A 6,556-nucleotide genomic window follows, 5' to 3' on the forward strand; every position below is an offset into this window, starting at 1 on the left:
TGATACGTTTACTTTACCAAAACTATATGTAGATTTAGAACAACTTAATGCAAGAAGTTCCGTTTTTTGTTGTGATTCTTGCCACGATTCCACTTAACAAGACGTCATTTGTCAGGGCATTGAAAGAAAAGCCCTCACAGGTACAATGAGTTTTCATTTACACGAAGCCAAAATAGACATGAAGCAAAACAATCAGCAGAGAACCGGATTCGGTTATTTTCTATACGGGATACAATTGGCACTTGCCCCTAAAATCAGACGCTTTGTCATCTTACCTCTACTTGCAAATATCTTGCTTGTGGGTGGTGCCATCTTCTATCTATTTTCAAACCTTAATATATGGATCGAAGACTGGATTGGGCAGCTGCCTGAGTTTTTATCCTGGTTAACTTACATTCTTTGGCCTTTACTCGCTCTGACGATACTCGCTACCTTCTCCTATTTTTTCAGCACGCTCGCGAACTTTATCGCCGCGCCATTCAATGGCCTCTTAGCTGAAAAAGTTGAAGAATACTTAACGGGACAAAAAGTGAATGATGATGGTTTCACTGCCGTTCTGAAAGATGTTCCTCGCGTTTTAGCTCGTGAATGGAGAAAGCTGCTTTACATCTTACCTAAAGCAATAGGCCTATTCCTGTTATTGCTCATCCCTGCCCTTGGGCAAACAGTAGGCCCATTTTTATGGTTTATTTTTACCGCTTGGATGCTCGCGATTCAATATTGTGACTACCCGTTTGATAACCATAAAATCCCATTTAACGACATGCGTTACAAATTGAAACAAAAGCAAGGTAAGGCCTATGGCTTTGGGGTATTGGTGTCTGTGTTTACGACGATCCCAATTTTGAACCTCATTGTCATGCCTGTAGCAATATGTGGCGCAACCGCTATGTGGGTGGCGGAGTTTAAGCACCAACGATAGTCGATTAGAGATTAAGGAAAGGGATCTGCGCCAGCTTTTCCCTTTTCTTTTATCGAGTTCTGGGCCAACCTAATAAGATATAACTTTTTAATCCTTTTCCCTTTTTTTCATACCGCATATTCTTCTATCCATATTCACACAACGTGTAATGAAGGAACATCACTATGAGCAAAATCTACGAAGATAACTCTCTTACTATCGGTAATACACCTCTCGTTCGTCTAAACAAAGTAAGCAAAGGCAAAGTTCTCGCGAAAATTGAAGCGCGTAACCCTAGCTTCAGTGTTAAGTGCCGTATCGGTGCAAACATGATTTGGGAAGCAGAGAAAGCGGGGCTTCTTAAGCCAGGTGTAGAGCTTGTAGAACCTACCAGTGGTAACACAGGTGTTGCTCTAGCATTCGTAGCGGCCGCTCGCGGTTACAAGCTAACATTGACCATGCCTGAATCAATGAGCCTAGAACGCCGTAAGCTACTTAAAGCACTGGGCGCTAACCTTGAGCTGACTGAAGCGGCGAAAGGCATGAAAGGGGCGATTGCTAAAGCAGAAGAAATCGTAGCAAGCAACCCTGAGAAGTACCTACTTCTTCAACAATTTGACAACCCTGCGAACCCAGAGATCCACGAAAAGACTACGGGCCCTGAGATTTGGGAAGCGACAGACGGTGAAATCGACGTATTCGTTGCTGGTGTCGGTACGGGCGGTACTATCACAGGTACAAGCCGTTACATCAAAGGTGAAAAAGGCAAAGCCATCACTTCTGTCGCAGTTGAGCCAGCAGAGTCTCCAGTTATTGCACAAGCACTTGCTGGCGAAGAAATTCAACCTGCTCCGCACAAAATCCAAGGTATCGGTGCTGGTTTCATCCCAGGTAACCTCGATTTAGACATTATTGACCGCGTTGAGCAAGTCACCTCAGAAGAAGCGATTGAGATGGCTCGTCGCCTAATGGAAGAGGAAGGTATCCTAGCTGGCATCTCATCCGGCGCGGCTGTTGTTGCAGCTAACCGACTTGCAGAACTCCCTGAATTTGAAGGAAAAACAATTGTAACCGTTCTACCAAGTTCAGGTGAGCGTTACCTAAGTACAGCACTCTTTGCAGGTATCTTTACCGAAAAAGAGAACCAACAATAATATGTGTTCAAATCAATTTTTAGTTTAAAAAAGCCCCGTTTAGGGGCTTTTTTGTTGATCCCTGCCCTACCTTTGGTAATATCAGGGTGTTTTATTTCTAGCTTCAAAATAAAGAAGCAGAACACAAAAAGGTTTCAAAGTGATTACGCACGCAAACAGTTGCGTAGTTACCAAACTTTTGACTAGTATCAGAACTGACGCGCTTTGAACTCTTCCCGTGCTAGCGCACAAGATGTAAAGCAGTTAAGCTAAAATCTAGTCACAAACTAACAAAAAAATACATTTATTGGGGTATATCACATGTACGAGAAGCAAGTAGAAATCACAGCAGAAAACGGCCTTCACACTCGTCCAGCTGCACAGTTTGTTAAAGAAGCAAAAGCATTCGACGCAGACATCACTGTGACTTCTAACGGTAAAAGCGCTAGCGCTAAGAGCCTATTCAAACTACAAACACTAGGCCTAGTAAAAGGTACTCAAGTAACTATTTCTGCTGAAGGCCCACAAGCTCAGCAAGCAGTTGACCACCTAGTTGCTCTAATGGACCAACTACACTAATCCGGTCTCCTACTCCAGAAGCCATTTTGTGAAAGCAAAATGGCTTCGTTGGAAATAGGCTCAAAACTAAGCTAAAACTATTCGTTAGCGCACCCATTATTCTCCCGTTTTATAAAGTTGACCAAACTTAAGGTAAGGCTATGATTTCAGGCATCCTAGCATCTCCTGGTATTGCAATCGGTAAAGCACTACTACTTCAAGAAGATGAAATTGTCCTAAACACAAACACTATTTCTGACGATCAAGTAGAAGCTGAAGTTCAGCGTTTCTTCGACGCTCGTAACAAATCTGCAGCTCAGCTAGAAACTATCAAGCAAAAAGCGCTTGAAACGTTTGGTGAAGAAAAAGAAGCGATCTTTGAAGGTCACATCATGCTTCTTGAAGACGAAGAGCTAGAAGAAGAGATCCTAGCACTTATCAAAAACGACAAGATGACTGCGGATCACGCTATCCACTCAGTTATCGAAGAGCAAGCATGTGCTCTTGAGTCACTAGATGACGAATACCTAAAAGAACGTGCAACTGACATCCGCGATATCGGCTCTCGTTTTGTGAAAAACGCACTGGGTATCAACATTGTTTCGCTTAGCGACATCAATGAAGAAGTTATCCTAGTTGCTTACGACCTAACGCCATCTGAAACAGCACAGATTAACCTAGACTACGTACTTGGTTTTGCTTGTGATATCGGCGGTCGTACATCTCACACTTCAATCATGGCTCGCTCTCTTGAGCTTCCAGCTATCGTTGGTACTAACGACATCACGAAAAAAGTTAAGAATGGCGATATGCTGATTCTTGACGCGATGAACAACAAGATTGTTGTTAACCCATCAGAAGCTGAACTAGAAGAAGCGAAAGCGGTTAAAGCGGCATTCCTAGCTGAAAAAGAAGAGCTAGCGAAACTGAAAGACCTGCACGCAGAAACGACTGACGGTCACCGTGTAGAAGTTTGCGGTAACATCGGTACAGTGAAAGACTGTGACGGTATCCTCCGTAACGGCGGTGAAGGTGTTGGTCTGTACCGTACTGAATTCCTATTTATGGACCGTACTGCGCTACCAACTGAAGAAGAACAGTACCAAGCGTACAAAGAAGTTGCAGAAGCAATGAACGGTCAAGCTGTGATCATCCGTACAATGGATATCGGCGGCGATAAAGATCTCCCATACATGGATCTTCCAAAAGAGATGAACCCATTCCTAGGCTGGCGTGCTGTACGTATCAGTCTGGATCGTCGTGAAATCCTTCGTGATCAGCTACGTGGCATCCTACGTGCGTCTGCACACGGTAAACTGCGTATCATGTTCCCAATGATCATCTCTGTTGAAGAAATCCGTGAGCTTAAGAAAGCGATCGAAGAGTACAAAGAAGAGCTACGCGCTGAAGGCCACGCATTCGACGAAAACATCGAAATCGGTGTTATGGTTGAAACTCCTGCTGCTGCAGCGATCGCACACCACTTAGCGAAAGAAGTATCTTTCTTCTCTATCGGTACAAACGACCTAACTCAGTACACGCTAGCGGTAGACCGTGGTAACGAGATGATCTCTCATCTTTACAACCCACTATCACCAGCAGTACTAACCGTGATCAAGCAAGTTATTGACGCTTCTCACGCAGAAGGTAAATGGACTGGTATGTGTGGTGAACTTGCAGGTGACGAGCGTGCAACGCTTCTACTTCTAGGTATGGGTCTGGACGAGTTCTCAATGAGCGGCATTTCAATCCCTAAAGTGAAGAAAGTAGTTCGTAACTCTAACTTCGCAGAAGTGAAAGCAATGGCTGAAGAAGCCCTTTCTTTACCAACAGCTGCAGAAATCGAAGCAGTGGTAGAAAAGTTTATTGCTGAGAAAGCTCAGTAATCGGTAGTACCAAGTAATTCAATACTTAATGGCCATTAGACGGCGAAAAAAGTCGTCTAATGCGCTATATTGGTATACTATAATTCGACAGAATAAAACCAAACCTTAGGAGCATGACACAATGGGTCTGTTTGACAAACTTAAGAAGCTTGTATCTGATGACAGCGCTGACGCTGGTGCTATCGAAATCATCGCGCCACTTTCTGGTGAGATTGTAAACATCGAAGACGTGCCAGATGTTGTTTTCGCTGAGAAAATCGTTGGTGACGGTATTGCTATCAAGCCAGCAGGCAACAAAATGGTAGCTCCTGTAAACGGTACTATCGGTAAGATCTTCGAAACTAACCACGCATTCTCTATCGAGTCTGACGACGGTGTTGAGCTTTTCGTTCACTTCGGTATCGACACAGTTGAACTAAAAGGTGAAGGCTTCACGCGTATCGCTGAAGAAGGTCAAACTGTTAAAGCTGGCGACACTGTAATTGAATTCGATCTAGCTCTTCTAGAAGAGAAAGCGAAGTCAACGCTAACTCCAGTTGTTATCTCTAACATGGACGAAATCAAAGAGCTGAACAAGCTTTCTGGTTCTGTGACTGTTGGTGAAACTCCAGTTCTACGTGTAACTAAGTAATTTTTACTTAGCCGAACACGAAAAAACGCTGCCATTGGCAGCGTTTTTTATTACCTGAAGTTTATACTTTCTTACCAGATTCAACTGAGTAGACCAAGTGCCGAACTCGGCCTTTGCTTTGCCTGAGCCAATAACGCAGTTGTCGCATCTTGGAGCACTTGAGAACGTACCATTTCCGTAGATTCTCTTGCGAAGTCTGTATCTCTTATTCGACTCTTGGATTCTGTAACACTCCGATTCACAGTATTTAAGTTATCCACCGAGCCATTTACACGGTTCTGAAAGCTGCCAATTTCACTTCGGTGCGAATCAACGTACTTAATTGCTGCATCAATCACCCCAATTGAAAGCTGCGCCTTACCTGCCGTCGACATATCGATGTCATCCATTGTGACTAATTGACCAGTGCTTATATCAAGCTCATCCGCTAAACTGCCTTCTAACTCCACTCCTTCTGGCGCCTTCATCGTAGAGGCAAAGAATTGCAGTTCATTGTTTTCCGTTACTGAGGCACTCACTACCGATTGTTGAGCATTGATGTAAGTGGCGACCTGTTCTATGCGATCACCCAATTTGAGCCCAATGGATTCCGTTTGGGTTTGCCCTTTACTGTCTTGGTATTCGACTTTTAGAGTTTGGTTATCTTTAGTGACTCGCCAATCTTTATCGACCGCATCACCAACATAATGCTGCCCTCCCATCTCTGGGATATGGCTACGCATATTACGTAACGTCAAAGAGATTGAATTAGCGTTCGCTCCAATATGAAAGCTTTGCGAGCCATAAGATCCATCAAACAGGTTTTTATCCGCAAATGTTGTCGTGATCGCGACACGATCAAGCTCATCCTGCAGCGCTACGACCTCGTATTGGATGCTTTGTCGGTCACTGGTATCGTTACTACCATTTGCCGCTTGAAGCCCTAGAGAGCGTAACCGTTGCAAAATATCACTGCTCTCATGTAACGCGCCTTCCGCGGTTTGCGCGACCGAATAAGCATCGTGCGCATTTCTTAAGGCGACATCAAGCCCTCTCGTTTGCACATGGAGAGTATTGGATATCTGTAAACCTGCCGCATCATCACTCGCCGAGTTAATTCGAAAACCAGAAGTCAGGTTGCGTTGTGATTCGACGTTTTGCGCTGCTGCTTGACTCAAGTGTCTCTGCGCCACCATCGCGGCAACATTAGTATTTAAAGAGACCATCTAATCGATATGAGTGCCTTGTCGAACATCCTGTTGGGACGCATCTAAACGTTATAGCCGATAAGCAAAAAAGCCAGGGATGAGCCTGGCTTTTGTATCTTGTCTTATCAAGGTGATTAACCTAGCAGACTTAGCGCTGAGTTTGGCGCTTGTTTCGCTTGCGCAAGGATTGAGCTTGACGCTTGCGATAGAATTTGTGACTTGGTCATTTGAGTCGTTTCTTTCGCGAAGTCAGTATCTTT

7 protein-coding genes are annotated in these 6,556 nt (G+C 44.2%); 5 read left to right on the forward strand and 2 right to left on the reverse strand.

The window, feature by feature from the left end; translation table 11 throughout:
- The first annotated feature begins 178 nt into the window (after nucleotides 1-178).
- From cysZ to crr, 5 genes are all read left to right on the forward strand, one after another.
- Nucleotides 179-922 carry a sulfate transporter CysZ gene (gene cysZ, locus L3V27_RS12420; protein ID WP_031780324.1) on the forward strand — a complete coding sequence of 248 codons (744 nt, stop codon included), beginning with the start codon at nucleotides 179-181 and terminating at the stop codon, nucleotides 920-922.
- Nucleotides 923-1,086: 164 nt separating this feature from the next.
- Complete coding sequence (cysK, locus tag L3V27_RS12425; RefSeq protein WP_005382045.1) at nucleotides 1,087-2,055, forward strand: cysteine synthase A; 969 nt, start codon at nucleotides 1,087-1,089, stop codon at nucleotides 2,053-2,055.
- Nucleotides 2,056-2,355: 300 nt separating this feature from the next.
- The gene (locus tag L3V27_RS12430; RefSeq protein ID WP_005382043.1) at nucleotides 2,356-2,613 is read left to right on the forward strand and encodes an HPr family phosphocarrier protein; all 258 of its coding nucleotides are present in this window, start codon (nucleotides 2,356-2,358) and stop codon (nucleotides 2,611-2,613) included.
- A gap of 140 nt (nucleotides 2,614-2,753) precedes the next feature.
- Nucleotides 2,754-4,478: a phosphoenolpyruvate-protein phosphotransferase PtsI gene (ptsI, locus tag L3V27_RS12435; protein ID WP_005393100.1), complete on the forward strand. Its 1,725-nt coding sequence runs from the start codon at nucleotides 2,754-2,756 to the stop codon at nucleotides 4,476-4,478.
- 121 nt (nucleotides 4,479-4,599) lie between these two features.
- A complete protein-coding gene (gene crr, locus L3V27_RS12440) occupies nucleotides 4,600-5,109 on the forward strand; it encodes a PTS glucose transporter subunit IIA (RefSeq protein WP_005382041.1) in 510 nt (169 codons plus the stop codon).
- Nucleotides 5,110-5,189: 80 nt separating this feature from the next.
- On the opposite strand, the gene L3V27_RS12445 is transcribed toward crr, so the two are convergent.
- Nucleotides 5,190-6,314 (reverse strand): flagellin, encoded by a 1,125-nt coding sequence (locus L3V27_RS12445; protein WP_237311947.1) that lies wholly within the window; start codon nucleotides 6,312-6,314, stop codon nucleotides 5,190-5,192.
- A 116-nt stretch (nucleotides 6,315-6,430) separates the two neighbouring features.
- On the reverse strand, nucleotides 6,431-6,556 hold a 126-nt coding region (locus L3V27_RS12450; protein WP_267135723.1), incomplete at its 5' end, for a flagellin.

This window comes from Vibrio sp. J2-3(2022), assembly GCF_021725735.1.
Lineage (GTDB): Bacteria > Pseudomonadota > Gammaproteobacteria > Enterobacterales > Vibrionaceae > Vibrio > Vibrio diabolicus.